21 protein-coding genes and 1 CRISPR repeat array (1 of these 22 cut by a window edge) are annotated in these 20,334 nt (G+C 40.1%); of the genes, 4 read left to right on the top strand and 17 right to left on the bottom strand.

All coding sequences use genetic code 11. The features are described from left to right. Positions 1–410: a CRISPR direct-repeat array (repeat unit 47 nt; unit sequence GGTGTATATCAATGATCTAAATTACAAAACTGAAAGCAATTCACAAC); it reaches 638 nt to the left of the window's first position. Between the two features lie 423 nt (positions 411–833). From LKM37_04165 to LKM37_04115, 11 genes are all read right to left on the bottom strand, one after another. Beyond that, complete coding sequence (locus LKM37_04165; GenBank protein ID MCI1720204.1) at positions 834–1,367, bottom strand: hypothetical protein; 534 nt, start codon at positions 1,365–1,367, stop codon at positions 834–836. A gap of 67 nt (positions 1,368–1,434) precedes the next feature. Further along, positions 1,435–1,848, bottom strand: a complete 414-nt coding sequence (locus LKM37_04160; protein ID MCI1720203.1) for a hypothetical protein — start codon at positions 1,846–1,848, stop codon at positions 1,435–1,437. A gap of 402 nt (positions 1,849–2,250) precedes the next feature. Then, the gene (locus LKM37_04155; GenBank protein MCI1720202.1) at positions 2,251–2,616 is read right to left on the bottom strand and encodes a helix-turn-helix domain-containing protein; all 366 of its coding nucleotides are present in this window, start codon (positions 2,614–2,616) and stop codon (positions 2,251–2,253) included. Between the two features lie 586 nt (positions 2,617–3,202). Further along, complete coding sequence (locus LKM37_04150) at positions 3,203–3,475, bottom strand: Txe/YoeB family addiction module toxin (protein MCI1720201.1); 273 nt, start codon at positions 3,473–3,475, stop codon at positions 3,203–3,205. Beyond that, positions 3,472–3,783: a hypothetical protein gene (locus tag LKM37_04145; GenBank protein MCI1720200.1), complete on the bottom strand. Its 312-nt coding sequence runs from the start codon at positions 3,781–3,783 to the stop codon at positions 3,472–3,474. The genes LKM37_04150 and LKM37_04145 overlap by 4 nt, the downstream gene beginning before the upstream one ends. A gap of 79 nt (positions 3,784–3,862) precedes the next feature. Continuing rightward, a complete protein-coding gene (locus LKM37_04140) occupies positions 3,863–5,746 on the bottom strand; it encodes an Ig-like domain-containing protein (protein MCI1720199.1) in 1,884 nt (627 codons plus the stop codon). 52 nt (positions 5,747–5,798) lie between these two features. Continuing rightward, entirely contained in the window at positions 5,799–6,494 is a 696-nt protein-coding gene (locus tag LKM37_04135) for a hypothetical protein (GenBank protein ID MCI1720198.1), read from the bottom strand. Positions 6,495–6,683: 189 nt separating this feature from the next. Then, on the bottom strand, positions 6,684–7,175 hold the full coding sequence (locus LKM37_04130) for a hypothetical protein (protein ID MCI1720197.1): 492 nt from the start codon (positions 7,173–7,175) through the stop codon (positions 6,684–6,686). Between the two features lie 47 nt (positions 7,176–7,222). Further along, entirely contained in the window at positions 7,223–7,714 is a 492-nt protein-coding gene (locus LKM37_04125) for a hypothetical protein (GenBank protein MCI1720196.1), read from the bottom strand. A gap of 12 nt (positions 7,715–7,726) precedes the next feature. Beyond that, on the bottom strand, positions 7,727–8,116 hold the full coding sequence (locus LKM37_04120; protein ID MCI1720195.1) for a hypothetical protein: 390 nt from the start codon (positions 8,114–8,116) through the stop codon (positions 7,727–7,729). Between the two features lie 194 nt (positions 8,117–8,310). Next, entirely contained in the window at positions 8,311–9,921 is a 1,611-nt protein-coding gene (locus LKM37_04115; GenBank protein ID MCI1720194.1) for an IgA Peptidase M64, read from the bottom strand. A 165-nt stretch (positions 9,922–10,086) separates the two neighbouring features. On the opposite strand from LKM37_04115, the gene LKM37_04110 reads away from it, so the two are divergent. The 3 genes from LKM37_04110 to LKM37_04100 are packed head-to-tail and all read left to right on the top strand — an operon-like array spanning position 10,087 to position 13,210. Continuing rightward, entirely contained in the window at positions 10,087–11,553 is a 1,467-nt protein-coding gene (locus LKM37_04110; protein MCI1720193.1) for a C40 family peptidase, read from the top strand. Between the two features lie 30 nt (positions 11,554–11,583). Then, on the top strand, positions 11,584–12,801 hold the full coding sequence (locus LKM37_04105; protein MCI1720192.1) for a dipeptide epimerase: 1,218 nt from the start codon (positions 11,584–11,586) through the stop codon (positions 12,799–12,801). 43 nt (positions 12,802–12,844) lie between these two features. Further along, positions 12,845–13,210: a hypothetical protein gene (locus LKM37_04100; GenBank protein MCI1720191.1), complete on the top strand. Its 366-nt coding sequence runs from the start codon at positions 12,845–12,847 to the stop codon at positions 13,208–13,210. Between the two features lie 16 nt (positions 13,211–13,226). On the opposite strand, the gene LKM37_04095 is transcribed toward LKM37_04100, so the two are convergent. From LKM37_04095 to LKM37_04070, 6 genes are all read right to left on the bottom strand, one after another. Continuing rightward, on the bottom strand, positions 13,227–14,822 hold the full coding sequence (locus LKM37_04095) for a leucine-rich repeat domain-containing protein (protein MCI1720190.1): 1,596 nt from the start codon (positions 14,820–14,822) through the stop codon (positions 13,227–13,229). A gap of 212 nt (positions 14,823–15,034) precedes the next feature. After that, positions 15,035–16,600 (bottom strand): leucine-rich repeat domain-containing protein, encoded by a 1,566-nt coding sequence (locus LKM37_04090; GenBank protein MCI1720189.1) that lies wholly within the window; start codon positions 16,598–16,600, stop codon positions 15,035–15,037. A 146-nt stretch (positions 16,601–16,746) separates the two neighbouring features. Continuing rightward, positions 16,747–16,944, bottom strand: a complete 198-nt coding sequence (locus LKM37_04085; protein MCI1720188.1) for a hypothetical protein — start codon at positions 16,942–16,944, stop codon at positions 16,747–16,749. 244 nt (positions 16,945–17,188) lie between these two features. Further along, complete coding sequence (locus LKM37_04080) at positions 17,189–18,670, bottom strand: leucine-rich repeat protein (GenBank protein MCI1720187.1); 1,482 nt, start codon at positions 18,668–18,670, stop codon at positions 17,189–17,191. 144 nt (positions 18,671–18,814) lie between these two features. Next, positions 18,815–18,994: a hypothetical protein gene (locus tag LKM37_04075; protein MCI1720186.1), complete on the bottom strand. Its 180-nt coding sequence runs from the start codon at positions 18,992–18,994 to the stop codon at positions 18,815–18,817. A 166-nt stretch (positions 18,995–19,160) separates the two neighbouring features. Continuing rightward, positions 19,161–19,775, bottom strand: coding sequence for a M48 family metallopeptidase (locus LKM37_04070; protein MCI1720185.1), 615 nt, complete (start codon positions 19,773–19,775; stop codon positions 19,161–19,163). A gap of 219 nt (positions 19,776–19,994) precedes the next feature. On the opposite strand from LKM37_04070, the gene rpsO reads away from it, so the two are divergent. Further along, positions 19,995–20,270 carry a 30S ribosomal protein S15 gene (rpsO, locus tag LKM37_04065; protein MCI1720184.1) on the top strand — a complete coding sequence of 92 codons (276 nt, stop codon included), beginning with the start codon at positions 19,995–19,997 and terminating at the stop codon, positions 20,268–20,270. Positions 20,271–20,334 lie beyond the last annotated feature (64 nt).

Genomic DNA, 20,334 nt, shown 5'->3' with positions numbered 1-20,334 from the left:
TACAAAACTGAAAGCAATTCACAACTCTACAGTATGGGCGGAGCAAGGCTAAGCAGGTGTATATCAATGATCTAAATTACAAAACTGAAAGCAATTCACAACTAGACGTTTGCAATACCAACGCATTATGTGGGTGTATATCAATGATCTAAATTACAAAACTGAAAGCAATTCACAACTAACCAAGGTGATTAAAGATACTTCCACGTGGTGTATATCAATGATCTAAATTACAAAACTGAAAGCAATTCACAACCGGCTCTATAATGATTACCGGTTACGCTAAGGTGTATATCAATGATCTAAATTACAAAACTGAAAGCAATTCACAACCTGCCGTCAGCTTGGTTATGAGGCTGTTGCGGTGTATATCAATGATCTAAATTACAAAACTGAAAGCAATTCACAACAGCACGGTCTGCAGGGTGAAGCAAGTCAACGGTGTATATCAATAATCTAAAATACAAATTTTTTTTCATCGCCTTTAAAAATGTTATTCACCACATTATCCGCATATTACAACGGCACGTTGCGGCATTTTAGGCAGAGCGCAACCTTGCAACTGTCTAATAATAAGTTGATTGTCTTTTTTATCGCCCATAACCTTCTGTCGTGAAGAAAAAAAACCGAGCTACTTTTTAAACAGCGGTACAATTCCGCTGACGTTAAAAAGCAACTCGGCTTAAAGGACGTTGCCAGAAACATAAGTGGAACATCCAGCACAATATCAAGTGCGCCATCAGTATAATCTCCACTCATCTTCTAGCAAACGTAATGCAAAGGTAACTACTATGAAGTGAACATCAAAATTTGGCAAGGCTTGTTGAGGTTTTTTAAACCCTCTCTATAAGCCCAATTGCATGACACAGTGAATTATGCTCATAATTCATTGTTAATTTGTCTACAATCTCTGTATTATCGCAATCGCCTACTATAAGCAATTGATTATCTTTAAGATTCTCCATTTGCCCAGCGATTCTTTTAGAATTAGATATGTATTCCTCAATTGTTTCAAAATCGTCAAAATTCTCTATTATTTCTTTTAACATTTCAAGCTCATCTTTGATGTAATACTTAGCATCGCCACGTCTATATTGAGAATATTCCTTTCCATATTCTTTTGAAGAGCGTTCAAATGCGTTAAGTGCTTTTTTACCAGTTCTATACCAAAACTTGCAATCTTTTTGTTTTGTGAATATTTCAATCTTTAAATTGTATTTCTTTGCCAATTGTTTAGCTTTTGCAAAATCACTAAATCCAATTACTGCACCTTGCACGTCTGCCGGTTTGCCGTTCATATCCGATGTCGTTTCTATGTACTTAAGACCCTTATATTCTGTCAGTAAATTATCATAAATTTCTTTCATAATAATGATGTATGCCGCTTATCCGTTGCCGCCGTTTAATTGCTGCTTTTAGAGGCCATGTACGGCCTTAAACTTCTTCAATGCTCCATGTCATAGCGCCTTCTTTGTGTTCTACTTCGCTATACAACCAATCCGGTATTTCATTTTCATAAAATCCAGGTCCTTCATACCAAGAAAAATCCCATTCACTTTCTGGGTCACCAATCTCTCTATAATAATCTTTTGCATCCTGAATACTTTTAAATTCCTGTGCATCATTCCCCCCTAAATAATATTTTCTCGCATATCCAATTAGTTTCTCATGTGCTTCTTCCCTCGTATACAGATGTCCAAAATTGTCATCATGTACCCAACGCACAGGTATTGTCCCGTCCCTCTGCAACACTTCTTCTCCATGATAATGCCTTTTAGCGAAACGAGGATTGCAACTTGCTATTATTCTGCAGATTGCACTATTCTTAGAATAGTCATTTGTTTTCATCTGACTTTATTTTTTAAAAATTTCTTATACCGCTATATTGCGTTCAAGAGTATCATGCGCTGTCTCTTAATTTTGCAAAGATAAAACAGCTGAGTGACAATTTGTGTCATTAAAATCAAGCGGTGCGGCACAAAGCACCGCACCGCCTAGTGGTCAACGCGCAGTCGCGCGGAGCTGCACGCTCCCTCCGGTCGCGGGCAAAAAAAGGCTGCGCTATTTTTTGCCTTGTGAGCTTTTCATCGCCTTTAAAAAACTCAATTGCCACATTGTCTGCACGTTACAACGATACGTTGTAGCATTTTAAGCAGAACGCAACCATGCAACTGTCTAATAATAAGCTGATTGAGTTTTTTAAAGCCCATGAATCCTGTCGGGATGAAAAAACTGAAAGCAATTCATAACTTACAAACCCAATACAACCTCAGGAGATATTGCAAGTTTCTTAACCATTGCGCGTGCTATTGAAAGAGTTGGCTCGCTTTTTCCAGTCATGTATTCGCTTACACGTGAAGGGCTGACGTTTAGTGTTTTAGCAAGATCTTTTTGTGACATTTTGCGTTCATACATGCGCAGTTTAAGTACGTCCGATAAAGATGGAGCTTTTATTGGATAATGTTTTTCATCATAGTCGGCTACTAGATTTGAGAGTAAAACAAGCTCTACGGATTTGATATCATCATCCGGAGTATTCTCATCAACAACCTTTAACAGTTGTTCTATGCGCTTTGTAGCAGCGGCATATTGTTTCTCATTCTCAATTTTTGCCATGACTAAATGTTCTCTATATTCTTAATGCTATAAATATAAATCGTTTTTTACGATTTGGAACAATTTGTTTGATTTGCATGTTTTTCACGCATGCTTCGCGCGGAGCTGCACGCTCCTTCTGGTCGCGGGCAAAAAAACGCTGCGCGTATTTTTGCCTTGTGAATTTCCTACAACATTAATTTCTGTCGTGAAGAAGAAAAAAAACCGAGCTACTTTTTAAACAGCGGTACAATTCCGCTGACGTTAAAAAGCAACTCGGCTTAAAAGACGTTGCCAGAAACATAAGTGGAACATCCAGCACAATATCAAGTGCGCCATCAGTACAATCTCCACTCCTCTTCTGGCAAACGTAATGCAAAGGTAACTACTATGAAGTGAACATCAAAATTTGGCAAGGCTTGTTTGGAGAATTATTTTGCAACATAGAAGTTAATCTTTTACCTTGGGAACCAGTTGGGGCTGATTGTTTTTCCCGATTCAGATTTGGTATTCTGATAGGGTTTGGCAATCTGCCCTTTTTCATTTGCATGTTCTGCATGCTACACTACGCTTGCATGCGTACGGCAAGGTAATTTGATTTATATGTCTACTCACTATAATGTCCAACAACAGAAATTATATAAACAGTTATTAAATCATCGTTAATAGAATAAACAAGTCTGTGTTCCTTAGTTATCCTCCTTGAATAACAGCCTTTTAATCCGTACTTTAAAAGTTCAACCTTGCCTGTACCACTCCGTGGATTTTTCATAAGCTCCAACAAAAGAAGTTGTAATTTATCAAAGACTTGCGGAGCAGATTTGCGCAATAAAGAAATATCCTTAAGTGCACTTTTGGAAAAGGTCAACTTGTACATCATAACTTTTTAAGAAGATTATTTAGCTCTTCCGGAGTACTGACTTGGATGCTCTTACCTTTGTGAATTTGGTCTATTGACTTCTTTATTTTGTCTATCATTTTTGGAGAAAAGTCAACATCATCATCCGACAGTGGTACAAGGGTAAATAATTGATTACCACGCCTAATAAGCACTTTCTTACCTGCCTCGGCAGCATCAAAATAACTCTTTATGTCCTTACGAAAGTTTGCAGTTGTAACTATAAGGTTCTCCATTTTGCTTAAAATTTTATGTACATAATTATGTACAATAGTACTAGAATTTTCCATGAGTTCCAAATTTATAAGTGTATATTTTTTCACGCAATATACAATTGGAGCCATGCGTTCTCCAAGCCAAATAGTATATTTATCCTGCTGTTAATGAGAAGTTTTTACGATTTGGAACAATTTGTTTGATTTGCATGTTTTTCACGCATGCTTCGCGCGAAGCTGCACGCTCCCTACGGTCGCGGCCTGCGGCAAATAGATTCTGCTGTGAAGAATAAAAATATCTAATAAACGATTTACTGATTTTTACTCTCTTAGCACTACTAGAATTAGAAGAGAATTCCATCAAAGACAAACTGTTAGAATACTCTACACCTTTAATCACTACAACCCAATCAAGGATAATGCTATTACCGTGATGTATCACAAATTTAGGCTTCTCAATCTGTAATGTCTTGCCTGTCTCAAATTCCACAGGAGAAGAAATCATCTGATAAATATCACTAGCACCACCTACAATATTTAAGCTCTTTAAAGTACAAGAATATGGTAACGTATTATTAAAAATAACGGAAATTGCCATATAGCCAGAAGTATCATTGCCAAAATAAGATAGCTGACATTTTTCCAATTCAAATAAATCATCTAGTCTTTTAACCGTCACGGCACAGGTATCTGCTGCCAAACCATCCTGGCTCTTAGCAATAACCAATGAACCGCCCCTGGACAAGCCTGAAACAAAACCCTTATTATCTACCTGAGCAATAGAAGGTTTAGTAGATGTCCATATTAAATTATTTTTATCAACGGTACCCGTAACATTATACGACAACTGCTGTGACTCACCTATGATTAACGACAGGCTATTGGGACTAATTGTAATTGTATTATTGACAACCGTAAAGGTATATGTTGTATCTGCAAAACCATCATTACTCATTAAACCCAATGTACTTGTACCCTCTTTCAGCGGAGTAATAACTCCGGAGGAAGAGACGGAAATAATTTTATCATCCCCCACTGAAATCTTAGCACCAGGAACATACACATTATTGGGGATGATAGAATATGTCATCGGGAAGGTTGTCTTAAGCTGTAACGTTAAATCATTTGGCGTAATATTAGTCTCTATTTTTTTTGCCAATGGTTTCAGTTCTCCGGAAGAAATATTTATATAAATCTTGTACACCCTATCAGAATTTGAATAAAAAGCAGAAAGCAAATCATTGTCTTTTGTCAAAGAAAGCGTTCCCTTAACATTGACTAGTTTATGAGACCAAACCGTCTTTTTAGACATATCAAAAGAAGTTCTTATGATAGAATCATTATTGGCCTGTATATAGTCTATATCATTAAGATACAGTATTTTAGAATTATTATCCGGAATCCTGATTTTGCCTAAAGAAGTCAAAAAATTACCATTCTTATCCAATAAAGCAGACGATACAGTTTTAGTTAAATTTAATCTAGCATATTCCTGATCTGTCAAATAACAATATATGTTATTATTGGGCAAAATTTGTGTAGCATTAAAAAAGAAGTTAGAGCCAACTTCAGGTATTTCTAATTTTTGTGAATCTTTGTGAAAAACAATAAGTAATTCTTTTTGGATGTCTTTTCCTGATATGTATTTATCTATCGTACTCCGACTCATTATTGGAGCAACTATGAGGTACACATCCTTTGTCGCACGAATTATATCCAAAGGGCGTATGTAATTATTATCTCCTATATTATAAGATATATCTACTTCAGACAATTTTGCTCTTGTACTTCTATTTGCCTGGACAACAAACACTTGATTTTGATTTCTAAAGCCGATATAATAACATGCAGTATCTATGTCGACTCTATTTACGTATACAATATTTTTATCTCTTGTCAACCAATACGCAACAGTATCTTTTGGATTTACAAAACTAGACGAGACATTTTTCACACAAGAACTAAAAATCCCGAATGAAAAGCAGACCAGTAATAACAAATATATGATATGTGAGTGCCTGATATTTAATATCTTCATAATCTATGCAACGCGGCGGCAAATTTACATAATTCTGTCAGGAAGAAAAAAATTACTTGGCCACAATCGCCCTGTACTTCAGCTGTGTTGCGGTTGGATTGGCAACTTCTTCTATCTTCCACGTAGTTTTATTGACTTTCCAGCCAACAGGCTGCAACATCTTGTCATAATCAAGGTCCTCTGTAGTCTCCACATATTTAAGGAGTTGAGTGATATCGCACCCGCACATTTCTTTGTACATTTGCCAAAACTCTGCCTTGGTATAGCCGCGATTGTTGGAGGTACAGAATCTGTCGAGAGTATGCAAGAAATCATCCAGACTCTTCTTGCCTCCTGTTGCGTTTACCATAAAGACATCCATGAAAAGACCCATAATAGCTCCTTTTTTGTAAGGATTTGCAAAAATTTCATTAGAATCATACTCCAGATTGTCAGAATAAAACAACATCCAGATATCTGTTCCGGACTGCTCCAATGGCATTACTTTATATCCTCCAATGGTCTGAGTAAAGCTGATGAAATAATTTATAATAAACTTGTATTCAAAATCAGAGAAGTCATTATTTTTTAAAAACAATTTAAAGGTATAATAGTCAGTTACCCCCTCTACAAACCATAACATCTTGCATGGTACAACATTTTGATAATCAAATGGACCCAGCTCTATTGGCCTGATAATTTTTGAATTCCAAATGTGTATGAATTCATGCTGAAGCGAACGCCAGAATGAAGTTAAATGTTTGTCCAATCTGCAGGAACATCAAAGCGCACATGCACGGACTTGTGGTTCTGTCGTGAGGCAGAAAATCATGCTCATTGCAAGAATACAGCAGCATGATGCTAAGCAACAGCAGGACAGTTTTTTTTATGCGTAAAATTTTAGGTACTCAAAGGTAATCATCATCCCGATGGATTCATTCTTTAAATCTGTCGGGAGCTACAAAAGGCCTATTAACAGTATGATGATGGGGATAGAAAATGCGAGACCAAATAGGGTATAATCTAAGGCGGATGCGCGGCGGTTTTCTTTGGGATACAACTGCGCTACCTGCGTGGAACCTACCAGATAGAAGAACCAGATGGCTTGGAAGAGCGTGAAGACAAACATTATAATAGCGTAAATAATAGCTGTATGCATGAAGAAGCCTCTTAGCACATTTTGAAACACTACAATAAAAAATATTGATTTACCAAGGAAGACGGAATCTGGTTTAAACTTTATAAAGGAAAAAACCATATAGAGCTCATACATGCCTGTAACCAGCAAGGATGAAATGGAAAACATCCATATTGCGTCAAAGGTTGGCAACATTTTAATCAAACTGCTAGCTCCTACATAGATATTTCTCAATGCACCGGCGGAAAGCAATATAAGGGCAACTAATAGCCAGCCGTGTATGCCCTTGTGTTTTAAGTGTTCTTTTTCCATGATTATGGAATCCTGCTCCTATGTTTGCAAATATAGCAATTTGCCAATTACAGCAGCCCAATGATAAGGAATATGAGTGGAAATACGAATGTAACACCTACTATGAAAAAGTCCCAGCCGCTGGCATAGCGTTTTTCCTTGGGATACAGGCGCTTAACTTGTTCTGAACCGTATAGGAAAAATATCCAAATTGCCTGAAAGAGTGTGAAAATGAAGATAATGACTATATCTATAATTGAAGAGTCAGGATATAAAAATGTATTTATTAGATTCTCAAATACAACTATGAAAAATAGAGCTTTTCCAAAAAATATTGCGTTAGGTTTAAATTTGAAGAAGCAGTAAATCATATACACTTCAAACAGACATAGAGTAAGCGTTGACAATATAAAATAAACATCTAAGAAGCTCACCGGCAATGATAAATAGATCAAACTATACACCAGACCCCTAATATTGTAGCCTACTCCAAATGCCAGAAGTATGAGAGCAAACAGCAGCCAGCCGTGAATTCCCTTATGTTTATTTTCCAACTCCATTATGTCAAATTTTTATTCCCCGACAAATGCAAACAAGTCAATGGTTAAGCAGATAAGAGGGACAAAAAATGCGATGCCGGAAATGACCCAATCTGCTTTGGTTGCTTTGCGCTCCTCTTCCGGATATAAGCGCTTAACTTGCAGTGAACCTTGAAGATAGAAGAACCATACCGCCTGCAGGAACGAGTTGACTGCAAAGCCTGCAACACCAGTGTTTGACGCTATAGGGCTGAGTAAAACCGATATGATGTTTTGAGAAATTACAATGTAGAACATCATTTCTCCAAGGAAAAATGCATCAGATTTGAATTTGATGAATTTATAAACCATCCGGAGTTCAAAGAAGCTTATGAGTATAAGACTTGAGATGCCAAATAGCGGATGGTAATGGTAATATTCCATCTCCTTGAAATAGACAATACGCGGTGTCAAGTTATATAAATTGTAACAAGCTCCTAGTGTTAATAGGAGAACCAGGAGCCAGCCACGTTAATGCAACAAGGAGCCAGCCGCGTATTTTTAATTTCTCTTGCATGTTACAAAGGTATTAAAAAAGAGGCTGTGGTGCAATTTTGTAAAATTGCACCACAGCAAAATTATTTAGTGTAAAAATCTATTATCCTTTGGATGGCTTGCTGGCAAACGGGGCAGAAAGTTGGGTATTGATTTGTGCGCATGCGGCAATCATAGTTACCTCTGTAAATACCTTTAAATAAATAGCCTCCGCCTTCATACATTCCAACGGGAAGTTCTCCCGGGTGTTGCAGTTTGTTGTTGCCGAATGCAGGGGTATTTACAAATACGCCTTTTTCTCTGCTTTCATATTGTTCTATTACCAAACCCAGTTTGCCCGCTTTTGCTTTGACTTGTTCTGGGGTTCCTTTAAGCATTTTTAGTTTGCCGTTTTTATCCAGCGTGCCCATAAGCGTCACGCGCAGGATATTCTTGGGTATGAAGCTGTTGCCGTAACGTTTTACGCTGCCGGCAGATGCAGAGTTAATAGGAGTGTGTAAAGCAGCCGCAGATTTTTCTGCCTCAGCAACTAATTGCTCCTCTGTTGCTGTAATCTCCACGGGAACTTTTTCAACAACTGTCGGGACCTGAACATTGGGCTTTATTAAATTTTCCCATTTGCCTGTGAAGTTTACGCGTGTGGTAATGTTTGGTTCCCAAGGTTCTACAGAGATATCATAAGAGTCTGTAAGGACGTCATGTTCATAAAAATACTCGTCAGCCAGGCCGCCAAAACTGTGACCAAACTCGTGAACTACAACAGGTCTGAACAGCGGATGATGCGCTGCGGTAAGGTCATACTCATTGTAAATTCCGCCCCCGCCGTACTCTTCTGTATTGACCAAAACTATGATATGCTCGTATGGAACTCCAACAAGAGCATCATGTATCTGCTTGACATTCAGCGATGTCATGTATCTGTCAGAGTAGAAGGTGGAGAAGCTGGAGCCAAAGCTTGTGTCTTTCCACTCTCCAAGACGCGGTATGCTGACTCCTGAATCTTTTGACGGTGAGGCTACTGCAACAATGTTGAATTTTTCTTTGTTGGATTTGAACGGCTCATATTCAAACAAACTTTCCGCTGCAATTTCCGCATCTTTATAGAAAGTATCCATCTCCTTCTCTGTATAGCCTTCAGCTACAATTGCCACATCTATACAGTTTTCCGGGTCCCCTCCCTTAACAATATATTTGGATGGAAGCAGATGCGTCTCTCCTTTTTTATGAATCAAAATATCCTTGGGATTTACAAAATGTGTCAGCGTTGCGATTGGCTTCTGACTTTTGTTGTAAATAGTAACTGTAATCTCGACAGGTTGTTTTGGGAATGGTACCAGGAATGTATTCTGGAATGAACGCTCTTTTCCTCCCGCGGCCTCATCAGTATCAAGATACTCCAAGAACAAAGAGGAAAAAGATGTCTCATAAATAATCTTATGCGATGCGCTGTCGGCGACAACAACCTGACCGTTCCCTTTAAGAGGCAGCCTGTCTAAATTGTGTCTGCGGCCCGCCCATATTGGAAGGCTTGCCAATTCATCCACCGCGATTGTCTGATGCGTTTTTGAACCGCAGAACACATAATCCAGCCGCAAAGTCTTGTTAACAAAATAATTATCAAATTGTATATCCTGAGCCGCTGCAGTCATGACCGCCGCCGCTGCAAAAAAGCACACTAACAAAAATCTTTTCATAAATATAAAATTAGGTTTAACACTCAAAGATACAAAATGACGACGTTATATTGGATATGACAGCGTCATATTGGATATAACAACGTGATATTGGATATGACGGCGTCATTAATAATTGTCTTTCTTTTAAAAATCCTTAAATTTACCGTATCAATTTTGTGCATTATGAGATACGTATCTTTTTTAGCGCTGGCTGCGGCGGCTTTCATTGCAGTTCCGGCGGGGATGCAGGCGCAGGAACATAGCGGCTGCAAGAATCAGAATCCTGACAATCAGGCATTTGAAAAGTTGAACAAAGAAGTGCGCAGTGCGTACGCCCCGGATGAGCGGGATAAGACTTACCAGGTGCGCATGGAGACGGCTAAGAGCCAGTCAGACCAAACCAACAATTTTACTTTTGTGCTAAGAGGCTCAACAACAGAGACTGCGGCAAAAGAAACTATCGTGAAAAAAATGAGAGAAGCACTTGCAGCAAATCACGCAGGGGCCAATGTTCAAGTTCTAGATAGTATTGACCTTCTGCCTTCCGCCAAGTTAAACGGTAAAATTTACGGCATTATATGTATGTCCGTTGCAAGTTTCAACTGTGATGGAGATTTCTCTGCAGAATCTGGCACTCAAGCTCTTATGGGAATGCCTGTAAAAATTCTGGAGCAAAATGAAGACGACTGGTATCGCTGCATCAACATGGAGGGCTATACCGCCTGGGTGATTGGACGCAGCGTTACTGCAATGAATGAGCAGGAGTATGATGAGTACATGAGAAAACCTAAGGTTATTGTAGCCACCAAATACACAACCATTTACAGAGAACCTTCTTATACTTCTCTTGTTGTGAGCGATGCTGTTTGGGGAGATATTTTGATTAAGAAAGGTGACGTAGCCGGCACGCACGGAAAAAACGCCGGCAATCATGACGGGCAGGGAAAGGTCTTGCGCAACGGTGGAAAAGGTTTGCACAATAACAATTGGGTGCATGTTGCAATTGCCGATGGAAGAGAAGGTTACATTAGGGCATCAGAGGTAATTGGACTTGATAAATGGATAAGCACGGCAAATCCTACGCCTGAAAATATTGTTGAAACTGCAAAGCAATTTACCGGATACCCTTATGTTTGGGGCGGCACTTCAGTTAAAGGAATTGATTGCAGCGGTCTGGCTAAGACCTCCTATTTCCTTAATGGTTACGTACTTAGAAGGGATGCTTCCCAGCAGTGCAAGACCGGAGACAGTGTGGATGTTGCAAAATATGTTGCGGGCGAGCAGACGCTTGAAAATCTCAAGGCTTTGCAACCGGGTGATTTACTGTTCTTTGGACGCAAGGCAACAGCGGAGAGACCGGCTCACGTATCCCACGTAGGAATATATGTTGGCAACGGTATAATGATACATTCGTCTGATATTGTGAGAATTAATACTCTTATTCCCGACAGCTCAAATGCAAATGCGGAGGGAGATTTTATTGGTCCCGACGGTTACAATTACGGTAAGCTGCCATATTACAGAGGCTCCGGCAGATTGCTAATGGCCCGCAGAATAATAGGCAATGCAGACCAAGGCAAAGGAATTATTTCCGTTAAGAAGATTGGTCTTACAAAGGCCGAGAAGCCGGCGCCGTATCCTAATAAATGAAAGATTATTTAATTAATATACTGATACACAATGACAAGCAGAAGAACATTTTTAAAGAGCGCGGGACTTCTGACAGCTGCAGCAGCACTGTTTGATCCTGCTAAGATTTTTGCACGCAATGGAATGGGATTCTCCGGTGCAGGCGGACGCGGATTGTCCGGCAAAGGAGAGAAGAAGATTGTCCTTGAGTGGTGCCCTTATGAGGCAAAGATGAAACACGTTTTCACCATCTCTCACTCATCCAGAACATCCACTCCAATTGTCTTAACCAGAATAACTTATGACGGATATACCGGATACGGCGAGGCAGCAATGCCTCCATATCTTGGAGAAACCACCAGCTCTGCGGTTGAATTTTTAAAGAAGGCAAAACCGGAGCTTGAGAGATTCAGTGATCCGTTCATGATTGGAGATATCATGCAGGATATGGATGAGCTGACAACTCACAACTGCGCAGCAAAAGCTTCAGTTGATATTGCACTGCATGATTTGGTTGGAAAAATGATTGGCCAGCCATGGTGGAAGATTTGGGGCTTTGATCCTGCACATTGTCCAAATAACTCATTCACAGTAGGATTGGACACACGAGAAGTTGTACTTCAGAAAGCAAAAGAGGCCTCTATATATAAAGTTATCAAGGTAAAGCTTGGTCGCACAGAGGAGCAGGACAAGATGATGATTAACACAATCCGCGAGGTTTGCAACAATACAATTTGCGTTGACGCCAATCAAGGATGGAAAGACAAACATTATGCTCTTGACATGATTAACTGGCTTAACACCAAGAATGTCAACATGATAGAACAACCAATGCCTGTCGGGATGCTAGAAGATACAGGATGGGTTACAGAGAACAGCCCGCTTCCAATTATTGCTGATGAGTCTTGCCAGCGTCTTACCGATGTGCGCAAGTTGCACGGCTACTTTACCGGCATCAACATCAAATTGATGAAATGCACCGGTTTGCATGAAGCTCGGGAGATGATATCATTAGCAGAGGCACTAGGCATGAAGCTTATGGTTGGCTGTATGACAGAGACTTCCGTAGCAATTTCCGCCGCTTCTCAGATTGCTCCAAAGACCAAATGGTCAGATTTGGACGGCAACTGGCTGATTGCAAATGATTGCTTCACAGGTTCTCAAGTTGTTGACGGACGCATAGTTCCATCTAATGACCCCGGCATTGGAGCCAAGATGAACAAAGGCGTTGATTTGCAATTTGTAGGCAGAATAAAAACGAATACTTGAGGACTTTTTCAATGAAAAAGTCCTCAAGTAAAAACATTATATCATGAAAAATTTAAGAGAAATAAAAAAGGACATCAATTACCTTGCAAGCGAGGTGGTTTCCGATTGCCTTACTTACCTGGCAATCAATGACAACAAGAATCAGGAAGAGATCAGCAAAATCATTGGCGCCGCGCTAGATTTGCGTGATGAGATGGTTTGCAAGATTAATGATTATCCTCGCGACAGTGAGGCTAATGCAGGCAAAGCAAAATCAGCAGCTGGCAAAGCCGGCGCAGAGGGCAAGCATCGCGTCCGCAGTACCGTCACAATGAAGTACTTCAATGCCGTTGGCAAAGAGATGCTGGAAAAAACTGACGCTCTGTTTGCAGAACTAAGCAAGCTTTCCGGCGGCGGTGCAAAGAAATAATGGTTGTGCCACAACGTTAATCTATAAACGAAATGCTCTTAAACGTAACGCCCAGAAAAGTGTTGCCGGAAACGCCTGTCTGACCGCGTTTTAGAACAAGGTCTATGTTAGTGGTGGTGACGCCTCCAAACACAGATGTCCAGTCGGTGTCTGTTATGATGGAGCAGAATATCATCTTTGACAGAGCAGTACAATCAAAGAACGCCCTACTGTCAACATTTGTTACTTTTGGAAGGAAAACTGTACTCAAAGCACCGCATTCTTCAAAGGCACTATGGGTAATATGATTAACTTTTGGTATGGAAACATATTTAAGACCATCGCAATGATAAAACATATACTCAGGAATAAATTCCAGAGTCTCATCTATAAATCCCGACATGCCAACTGTCCTAAGTGGAGATACTGCACCTACACCTCCATCTGCCTGAATAATAGTTCCGTTATAGGATTTATCACTCAAATAAATTTGTAAAGCATTACTTTCCAGCGGGGCCTGGTTAATCAAAACCAGATAAACAAGACTTCCGATAATATTTCCGCTTGTATTAAAGATTGCCGCCGGATGAAAAATCGCACCATTACTGCTTATATTGTATGACTTGCCGGCCTCCAATTTTGCAGGAGCAGTTGTGTAAAGAAATTCAACAGACGTTGCCGTTGCAAGAGGTTGATCACTAAACACATAATACAACGGTCCAGTAAAGACGCCAATATTTTTAAGCACCTTAGGTGTTGGTATCACAAGGTGATTCCATTTATTGTTTGTAGATGTACTTAACGTGTTTTCCGATACGTACTGTGCCTGACCAAAATTCAAATCTGACCAATTAAGCTCTAGAGAACTCCCTGTACCTGAAAGCGTTGCAGTGCCAGAATTTGCAAGCAATCCGTTACCTGCAAAGACTGTAATGTATTTGAATGAATTATAGGGCGGTATATTCATTCCGTTTGCTCTAATAATTGAACATGCATTCCTAAATTTTAAATCCGGGACAATGCTGTCCGTTGTAATGGTTGTATCTGCATACATCAATGAATTATTTGTGGCGTTGCCGGAAGTTGTAGTTTCTTCCCAAAGCGCTCTGTCGTTTGCAGTTGCCCCAGTGTAACTTACAGATATGCTGTTGTTTGTCTGATTGACCGCTCCGTGCTCATTGTAAAAAGCATAGATTTGGTCCCCGACTCCGGCGCTCAGCGGACTCGCACTTGTAAACGGTCCCTTCTTTGCGTTATCTGTTCCTGCATAGGAATAAGATGATGCCGCATTTGTTGAATCATTGATAAGTGTCACAGCATCACCTGTTTGCCAAGTCACCTTCTTGGCATTTCCGGACCCGTCGGGAGTAATATAAACTTTTGTGCCAGGCGTTGCCGCAGTGCCGGCATTTGCTGTAGCGCTTGATTTTGAGGCATTTGCGCCGCCATCAGCACTTGCATTTGAGGTATTTGCGCCGCCATCAGCACTCGCATTAATTGTGACAAGCGGGTGTCTTGTTGTGACTCCCGACAGTTCATCTGTTTTGGCGCAGCTTGTTGCAGTCAGCACCACTGATGCTGCTGCAGCAACCGTTGCTGTCACGGTTACAATAATTGCAAAAAATTTCTTCATTTTATATAGTACACGTTCCTTGCTTGGGCCTTGTTGAAAAGCAAAAGCCCCGGATAGCGCTGCAAAGGTACTGTTTTTTGCTAAGTTGTGGCACAACTTATGCCATGTCAGGCTGGATTTTGCAAAATCCAGCCTGACCTTTTAAAATTTGCACGCCGTCATATTGGTTATTACGACGTGTTATTGGTTATGACGGCGTCCTTTTTTTAAAATTAATCCACAAGCGTGATGCTATTGAACTTAATTCCGTTAATTATGTTATTACCAGTACCAGTAATTCCTGTTTGTCCTTTCTTAAGAACAAGATCTATGGTAGTAGCATCAATACCGTTAAAAACGCCTGCGCTGTACCAATTCTGAGAAGAACTGATAAGAGTCCCAAATGTTATCTTTTTTAAATTGGAACAGTTTGCAAAAGTGAATCCGTTTGTTGTGCTAAGAGATGTGACCGATGGTAAATATATGGATTCAAGTGCTGTACATCCCCTAAAAGCATAATCTGGAAGTGCTGTAACGTTTGCTATTGAAACATTTTTTAAAGAGGTGCAACCGTTGAACATAGAAGATGCAAGAGAAGTGCAGCCGTTTGCAATAAAGGTTTCCAGATAGGTGCTATTTTGCACATATTTTGGAGTTGATGTAAAACTGTCGGGAATTACAACTGTTTTATTGCTTGTTGCGCTATTAAGAGCCTGCCTGATGTAATCACTTGAGCTTGGATCTACTGTGCAGTACCAGAATGCAGAACTTGGAGCAGTTGATGAAGAAAGCAGCGCCCCTTGCTTTACTAGAGTTGAAGGAATTTTATAATAGTTACCTCCCACTAATTCTGTTGAACCGGTAAGCATAGTATAGTAGACTTCTGTTGCTGTGGCACCCGTACCACCTTTAGTGAATACAATGGTTAAACCTTTGCTTGTTGATTGTGGCAACATCAGAAAATAAAAAGTTGGGAATTGCGCAAAGTTTGCGTCAGTTGTTTGATTCCAAAGTTGTCTAGTCCCGTACATGCCTTTATTTGACCAACTTATATCCGGAGATTTTCCATCTGTACCTCCACCGGACAATTTCATTGTGGCTGTATTGCACATGGAACCATCCGCCGAACATGCTCTAACATACCTAAACCCACCTGTTGTTGGAAATGTAATCTTAATGGCTACTAATGCATTTTTGAACGTTATCTTGGGTATTGAGCCGGAGGTATACTTTACACCGCCATACATAATTGAATAATTGCCAAGAGATGAATTTGTCATTGGAGTCTTAAAAGAGCCGCCGGCTTCTACGCCAGTAAGTTCTACGACATGCCCGTTAGCTACCCAATTTGCAGGTTTTGTCTCTTGAGGTGCCCACGGTGCATAAATTGCGTACAACTGATTCCCATTTGTTGATGAAAATGATCCTGAGAACTTGGCAGATGCTGTTGCGCTACCATCCGTTAATGTAAACTTTGATGGAACACTTGAAGCTAATGGACCGTCAAATACATAAAAGGCATCTCCTGTTTTCCATACAACTCCCATTCCGCCAACTCCCAAAGAATTAGCGTTATCCGTCAAGGTAACCTTGGTTCCTGTGGCAAGGTCTATCTCATCACCGCCCAGAACTGCCTCAGCCTTAGTGCCTCCGGCAAGCGACGCATCAAGTGTTGTAATTTTTTCTTTTGCTCCCGACAGTTCTTCTGTTTTGGTGCAGGATGCTACTGTCAACGCTACAATCACCGCACTGGCAGTTATTGCCGCCATTGCATATCTTATTGTAAATATCTTTTTCATATATATAAATCTTTTACTTGAGGACTTTTTCATAATTTATTCATTTTCAATTATTTAATTTTTAAATTTATTGGTTATGCATAAATACATATAAACTTAAAACACATATAATCAAATGATTATGAAAAAGTCCTCAAGTACGGGGTTTATCCTATTAGTTTATTCTTATCCGGTTTTGGATTATACATCTGGGAAAGCGAGCCGCCGTCACCATAATCAGGCAGTTCTCCGCTGGTGGCAATGAAACCCTCCGGCTCCATTGTAATTAACTTGCTGTCGGGAGACAAATAATTTTTCTTAACAGTGCATGCTCCCTCTGCAACTGAATTAATTGTTTTCTTCATATAATAAATTGTTTCTTTGTCTAGGTAATGCCTTATGCCTGAACGGCTAGGGCTGAACGGGGGCAAAGGTAATAATAATAATTTAACGCAGGCTGGATTTTGCAAAATCAATTGCAAATCAAGCATATACAAAAAGACGCCCGGCCACTGTTGACCGAGCGTCATTTTATAACTATTTATATATCAGGTTTTTTTGCAAAATCCAGCCTGACCTTTTAAAATTGCACGCCGTCTTTTTTCAAAATTAATCTGCAAAAGTAATGTGATTGAACGTAACGCCGGAGAATGTATTTCCAGTGATAGTAGCACCGCCGTCATCCTTCTGACCGGTTTTCAAAACCAAGTCAATATTTGCCGGTACGGTGGTTCCGCCAAATACATTGAGAGACGACCATGAGAATGAAGTTATAATGCTATTAAAAGTTACCTTAGTCAGCGCAGGGCAATCTTTAAAGGCAGAGTCTGTAAGAGTAGTTGCTGATGGTAAATTTATGGATGTTAAACTTGAGCAACCTTCAAATGCTGAGGTGCCGATATATGTGGTACCTGCTATTGAAACATTCTGTAAATTTGTGCAGCCTTTGAACATTGCACCTTCTATAGAAGGACAGTCATTATCAACAAAGGTCTGCAACCTAGTGCAACCCTCAAGTTTTGCCGGTACTTGATTAAATCCGTCAATTACAACTGTTATATTTCTTGTAGTACCATTTAAAGCTGTCAGGCGATTGTACAAGTTTCCGGCCGTAGGGTTTACATTGCAATACCAAAAATCTGAAGCATCAGTTTGAGAATTAACTGAAAGAACAGCACCTGTCAAGACAGAAGTTGAGGGAATTCTATAATATTTGCCGGACTCAATTTTTTTGGTTGCATCTGTAAGCATAACGTAATTAACAGCTGTCGCAGAGGCCCCCTCACCACCTGCTGTAAAAGTGATTATCATTCCTTTGCTGCTTGCCTGCGGCAACATCATTAAGTAAATTTTTTTCGCAGCGCTGAAAGTATATTCGGTAAGCCAGGTGCCCATCGTTCTTGTACCATATTCACCTGATTTTGACCAGCTAATAACTGGAGATGCTCCTCCGCTGATAGTCATTGTTGCCTTATTTCTTATAGAGGCGTCCGCAGAGTAACCCTTTATCACCATAAACGTTGCTGATGTATTAGGAAGTGTCAACTTGACTGCCGCCATTGCATTGCTGAATGTCAAATGAGGAATTGCATCGGATGCATACACTGCCCCGGCATACATAACAGAATAGTTATAAACACATGATTCGACTGTGTTTATTACAGAAGAAGTAATATTTTTTAAATCAATAATTGACCCATTTACAGCGGGCTGAAATGAAGAGGAAGAAGTACCTGCTATTGCATAAATATTATGACCGTTTGTAGAAGAAAATGTCCCGGTGAACGGACCGCTGGCCGCACCATCTGTACCGGCGTAAGTAAACGCTGTATTAGTGCTTGAATTATTGTCACCGTCAAACACAAACATCTCGTCTCCTGTTTTCCACGTAACTCCCATTGTAGTAGTGTTATCTGTAAGTGTTACCTTAGTACCGTCCGCAAGATTTGCCTCAGCTTTGGTACCGTCATCAATGCTTGCATTAATGGTTGTAATCTTATTTTTTGTCCCCGACAGTTCATCTGTTTTGCTGCAGGATGCAGTTGCAACAACTGTTGCCGCAACTGCTATTATTGTAAATATCTTTTTCATATACATATAAATTTTCTACTTGAGGACTTTTTCATAATTCATTCATTTTAAATTATTTAATTTTTGAATTTACTGGTTATGCATAAATACACATAAACATAAAACACATATAATCAAATGATTATGAAAAAGTCCTCAAGTACGTTATCCTATCAATTTATTCTTATCCGGTTTTGGATTGTACATCTGGGTCAGCTCGCCGCCATCACCATAATCAGGCACATCACCGCTGGTTGCAATGAAACCCTCTGATTCCATTGTGATTACCTTACTGTCGGGAGCTAAATATTTATGCTTCCCAATACTTGAAATTATTTTCTTCATATTTTTTGGTTAAATTTTTAGGTTTATTTGCTCCATGAAAACATTATGACAAAAGTAGTTAACTCATTGATTCTCACCAATGAGTAATTATACCTAAATTACAGAAAGGAGGTTGAGCTGGCTTATGCAAAACTGTTTTGCAAAATCCAGCCTGACATATTCAAAATTAGATTAATTTAACCTTTTGCAGCCGGGCGGAAAGCTCCTTTTCACGGCCATCTGTGGCAGCATTGACAAGGGCGTGAAAGCGGGCGCCGTGATTGCTGTAGACCAGGTGGCAAAGTTCATGGACAATCACAAAATCCATCAGATCCACAGGGAGTTCCACAAGGTGCATGTTGAGGTTGAGGTTGCGGATTGTGGAGCAGCTGCCCCAGTTGGTCTTGTTGTCCTTGATAGCCACGCGATTGTATCGGAACGGGTCTTTTTCTATGATTCCCAGCCTGTTACGGATGACTACCTTACCGGTGAGCAGTTCATAAAGCGCCCGGGTTCTTGCAGGCAGAATCTCATGCGCGCGTTTGCTAAGTGCCTGCAGCTGAGCCTTTGTGGGCAGCGTGGCGGCAGGATATTTAGCTGCCATCTCCCGCTTTGTGGCCATTATTTTGTTCTCGACAGTTTTTAGGAATTGTTGCGCTTCTAGGTAGCTCACATAGTTGGGCAGCGTCACCTTCACCACCCCGCGAGCGCTGACACTCACTGATATAGAGCGGCTCTGCGGTCTTTTCTCAAAGATCACATCCCCCAGCCCGTTGCTATATGAAATTATTTTTTTGCTCACGGCTCACAAAAAATCAAAATCTGCAAAATCCGCAGACAAATAATAAGCCAGTAAATTTATTTTTGCTCAAATAAAAAAAACTTATACCTTTGCACTCCCCAAAAAGAGAAGCATATCCGCAGATGCTCTGTGGCTGGCGTACAAAAAATATGCAAGACAACCAGATAAACTGTCGGGAGCTTCAAAGGGGTAACAAAAATAATTAAAATCTTAGCAATTATGTCAGAGTATTTAGCTTCAGACAAAAAGCAGGATATCTTTGGAAAGTACGGGAAGTCCAATAAGGACACCGGCTCCGCAGAGAGTCAGATTGCTTTATTCTCCTACCGTATCGCTCACCTTACCGGTCACATGCAGCGCAACAAAAAGGACCACGCAACTCAGCGCGCCCTTATGATGTTGGTTGGTAAAAGACGCCGCTTCCTTGATTTCTTAAAGGAACGCGATATTGAGAGATACAGGAAAATCGTTAAGGACCTAGACCTACGTAAATAATTTAGGATTTTTCCTAAACACTTTTAGGTTCTTATTTTTAATAATCCCGACAGGATAATACCCT

Source organism: Bacteroidales bacterium (assembly GCA_022647615.1).
GTDB lineage: Bacteria > Bacteroidota > Bacteroidia > Bacteroidales > UBA932 > Egerieousia.
This window is presented reverse-complemented; position numbering and strand designations above follow the sequence as displayed.

Bases quoted from the DNA above. Each gene is read 5' to 3' on its own strand.
- LKM37_04165 (MCI1720204.1), bottom strand. From the start codon at position 1,367: ATGAAAGAAATTTATGATAATTTACTGACAGAATATAAGGGTCTTAAG.
- LKM37_04160 (MCI1720203.1), bottom strand. From the start codon at position 1,848: ATGAAAACAAATGACTATTCTAAGAATAGTGCAATCTGCAGAATAATA.
- LKM37_04155 (MCI1720202.1), bottom strand. From the start codon at position 2,616: ATGGCAAAAATTGAGAATGAGAAACAATATGCCGCTGCTACAAAGCGC.
- LKM37_04150 (MCI1720201.1), bottom strand. From the start codon at position 3,475: ATGATGTACAAGTTGACCTTTTCCAAAAGTGCACTTAAGGATATTTCT.
- LKM37_04145 (MCI1720200.1), bottom strand. From the start codon at position 3,783: ATGGAAAATTCTAGTACTATTGTACATAATTATGTACATAAAATTTTA.
- LKM37_04140 (MCI1720199.1), bottom strand. From the start codon at position 5,746: ATGAAGATATTAAATATCAGGCACTCACATATCATATATTTGTTATTA.
- LKM37_04130 (MCI1720197.1), bottom strand. From the start codon at position 7,175: ATGGAAAAAGAACACTTAAAACACAAGGGCATACACGGCTGGCTATTA.
- LKM37_04125 (MCI1720196.1), bottom strand. From the start codon at position 7,714: ATGGAGTTGGAAAATAAACATAAGGGAATTCACGGCTGGCTGCTGTTT.
- LKM37_04120 (MCI1720195.1), bottom strand. From the start codon at position 8,116: ATGGAATATTACCATTACCATCCGCTATTTGGCATCTCAAGTCTTATA.
- LKM37_04115 (MCI1720194.1), bottom strand. From the start codon at position 9,921: ATGAAAAGATTTTTGTTAGTGTGCTTTTTTGCAGCGGCGGCGGTCATG.
- LKM37_04110 (MCI1720193.1), top strand. From the start codon at position 10,087: ATGAGATACGTATCTTTTTTAGCGCTGGCTGCGGCGGCTTTCATTGCA.
- LKM37_04105 (MCI1720192.1), top strand. From the start codon at position 11,584: ATGACAAGCAGAAGAACATTTTTAAAGAGCGCGGGACTTCTGACAGCT.
- LKM37_04100 (MCI1720191.1), top strand. From the start codon at position 12,845: ATGAAAAATTTAAGAGAAATAAAAAAGGACATCAATTACCTTGCAAGC.
- LKM37_04095 (MCI1720190.1), bottom strand. From the start codon at position 14,822: ATGAAGAAATTTTTTGCAATTATTGTAACCGTGACAGCAACGGTTGCT.
- LKM37_04090 (MCI1720189.1), bottom strand. From the start codon at position 16,600: ATGAAAAAGATATTTACAATAAGATATGCAATGGCGGCAATAACTGCC.
- LKM37_04085 (MCI1720188.1), bottom strand. From the start codon at position 16,944: ATGAAGAAAACAATTAATTCAGTTGCAGAGGGAGCATGCACTGTTAAG.
- LKM37_04080 (MCI1720187.1), bottom strand. From the start codon at position 18,670: ATGAAAAAGATATTTACAATAATAGCAGTTGCGGCAACAGTTGTTGCA.
- LKM37_04075 (MCI1720186.1), bottom strand. From the start codon at position 18,994: ATGAAGAAAATAATTTCAAGTATTGGGAAGCATAAATATTTAGCTCCC.
- rpsO (MCI1720184.1), top strand. From the start codon at position 19,995: ATGTCAGAGTATTTAGCTTCAGACAAAAAGCAGGATATCTTTGGAAAG.